A 2,229-nucleotide genomic window follows, 5' to 3' on the forward strand; every position below is an offset into this window, starting at 1 on the left:
CCGAGATGCCGTGTGGTGCCCCATGCACCCAAGATGGCGTTGCAAACTCATCTTGGCACAAGGGGGGACGGGTCCATCCCATTTCCCACATGATGAGTGGCGCGAGGGCTAATGTAGGAGTGACTTCAGTCACGATGGGGTTGGTTGGCCCAGGCAGCGCTGCGCGCTGCAATCGCGACTGAAGTCGCTCCCACACTAATCGCGAACCAATTCGCTCCCACGCTAATCGCGAACCAATTCGTTCCCACATAAGTGAGTGGCGCCTGTCCAGGGCAAGCCCGCGTGCTAGACTCGCTGGTAATAAAAAATGACTAGTTTCATCTACGCAGGGGATTCCTTTCATGCCACTACTCAGTGTGCGTCGTTGTCGTTTGCTCGTGCCTCTCCCTTCCGCTTTGCTGGCCGCTGCGCTGTGGCCGGCGGGTGCTGCCCTGGCCAGCCCAGAGGTGGTGGTGTTCCAGCACGGCGAGCAGGAAACTCAGCTGGCGGTGGCAGAGCTGCGCGAGCGTGCCGATGTGCGCTTTACCTTCTACGATCCCTACCTGGCCGATGAAGTAGAGGTGACCGGACTGGTGTTCCGCGAGCTACTCGAGGAGCAGTTTGGTGAGGTACCAGCGCAGCTGACCTTCACCGCCTGGGACGACTACGTGGTGACCCTGGGCGGCTGGGACGACCCCAACTGGATACTCGTTACCCACCATGACGGCGAGCCGCTGGGCGTGCGTGAGCGCGGCCCGGTGCGCCTCGTGGAGCGTGACTACGGCGATCGCGACCCCGACAGCCTGCGCAATTTCAACGACTGGGTATGGATGATTCGCGAGATCGAGGCGCACTAGTGACCCCGTCTCCTCCTAAGCGTCGCACCCCCGGTTGGCTGTGGCTCAGTCTGATGAGCTTCACGGCGCTGATGCTGTTGATCGCCTATGAGACGCGCTGGGTTCATCCTGACATTCACGCCTACTTCAGCCAGTCCGGCAACCTGACCGGCCAGCAGCTGGCGACCCGCTCGCGCCGCTATCTTGAGGATAGCCTGGGCATTCTCCTGGAGGATGACGCGCCCGACGCCGTGCAGCGCGCCCGCTTCCAGATCGAGCTGGGCTACAGTCTGTTCGATATCGGCCTCTACCGTAACGAGTACGCCTGCACGGTGCCAAATCTGCGCCGGCTGGATGGTCTGTATGACACCCTTGGCCGAGGTGTCGTACCCTCGCCAGCCTTGCTCAGCCAGGACCTGCTGCAGCCGATTCGCTGCCTGACCGAGATCGAGATGGACCAGCTCGACCGTCGTGGCGAGGTGACCAACAGTTTCGTCGAGGAAACCCGCCGCCACCAGACCCTGGTGCTGGCGGGGAGCTTCGTGATCTACCTGCTGGGGCTGCTGTTCTGGGGCATGCACGTCTTCAAGCACCGCCTGGCGGACCGTGCCACTCGTGAGAGCCTGCGCTGGATGGCCCAGGCGCTGCGCGATCCACTTACCGGTATCGGCAATCGCAGCGCGCTGCATGATGACGTGTTGGCCGAGCCGGGCTGCTCCCTGGGGCTTCTGCTGATCGATATCGACTACTTCAAGCAGTATAACGATGCCCTTGGCCACCCGGACGGCGACCGCCTATTGCGCGAGCTGGTGGCGCTGATCGACCGAGCGCTTGGCGGCAGCGCGCGGCTCTATCGCATGGGCGGCGACGAGTTTGCGGCACTGCTGCCTTGCGACGCTACCCAAACCCTGGAGCAGGCCTGCGCCTCTGTGGTGGAGGAGGTGCGTCAAGCGGCACTGCCGCATCCGGGTCATCCCGCCGGCGCTTACGTCACCCTGAGCCTGGGCGGCGTTCAGTTTTCTGCCCAGCACGAAGCCTTTGCCGCAGCCTATACCGCCGCAGACCAGGCGCTGTATCGGGTCAAGGCCGAAGGGCGCGATGGTTGGCAGGTAGCGAGTGCCGTTACGCTGCCTGTGTCGCTATAGGCGCTATTGCTGCTGGTGTTGGATTGCCCCGGCAGCGCTGTGCGCTGCATCGCGAATGAATTTGCTCCCACAAGAGAGCGGCGCCAAGGCCAATGTAGGAGTGAATTCAGTCAAGATGGGGTTGGCTGCCTTCTCCGGCAGCGCTGCGCGCTGCATCGCGAATGAATTCGCTCCCACAAATCGCGAATGAATTCGCTTATATGGACCCGTCCCGTTGTGCAAGCCCGATTCGCCATGGCCGGGGTGAGACTGCACGCTTATATCCGGCC

The 2,229-nt window shown here is 62.6% G+C and carries 2 protein-coding genes; both read left to right on the forward strand.

The genetic code is table 11. The features are described from left to right. The first annotated feature begins 341 nt into the window (after positions 1-341). Positions 342-836 (forward strand): hypothetical protein, encoded by a 495-nt coding sequence (locus QC821_RS21620; protein WP_309725588.1) that lies wholly within the window; start codon positions 342-344, stop codon positions 834-836. Next, entirely contained in the window at positions 836-1,960 is a 1,125-nt protein-coding gene (locus QC821_RS21625; protein WP_309725590.1) for a GGDEF domain-containing protein, read from the forward strand. The genes QC821_RS21620 and QC821_RS21625 overlap by 1 nt, the downstream gene beginning before the upstream one ends. Positions 1,961-2,229 lie beyond the last annotated feature (269 nt).

The sequence above is a fragment of the Franzmannia qiaohouensis genome (assembly GCF_031451695.1).
GTDB classification, from domain to species: domain Bacteria; phylum Pseudomonadota; class Gammaproteobacteria; order Pseudomonadales; family Halomonadaceae; genus Franzmannia; species Franzmannia qiaohouensis.

Excerpts from the sequence above, each read along its gene's own strand:
- QC821_RS21620 (WP_309725588.1), top strand. The coding sequence starts at position 342 with ATGCCACTACTCAGTGTGCGTCGTTGTCGTTTGCTCGTGCCTCTCCCT.